The following is a 262-nucleotide window of genomic DNA, read 5'->3' as shown; positions in this document are numbered from 1 at the left end:
ATAATTATACAACGTTTATGAAAGATGGTGCTTTAATTCTGGTGAACGAAGTTTAGGTAATAGATCATTTTATCGCAGGTTAGAGACAAAAGGATTCGGAAAAACAAAGGGAACTGGAAATAAAACGTTTATTACAGGAATTACTTTAAACGAACGTAAGCCAGTTACTAAAGGAGTTACCCAAACTAGTGAAAACAGCAAATTCAAGGTTACTCAATAACTATTGTGTTAGTTAAATAACTTTCAGTAACTTTTAATAACT

The 262-nt window shown here is 30.9% G+C and carries 1 pseudogene; it reads left to right on the top strand.

The features are described from left to right. Positions 1-4: 4 nt before the first annotated feature. Positions 5-220: pseudogene (locus JDS99_RS32915) on the top strand (DNA primase family protein); the annotation flags it as partial. Positions 221-262: the final 42 nt, after the last annotated feature.

It is taken from the genome of Bacillus cereus group sp. N6, assembly GCF_016483705.1.
GTDB lineage: Bacteria > Bacillota > Bacilli > Bacillales > Bacillaceae_G > Bacillus_A > Bacillus_A wiedmannii.
The sequence above is the reverse complement of the archived record's forward strand: the minus strand, read 5'-3'. Positions and strand labels throughout refer to the sequence as shown.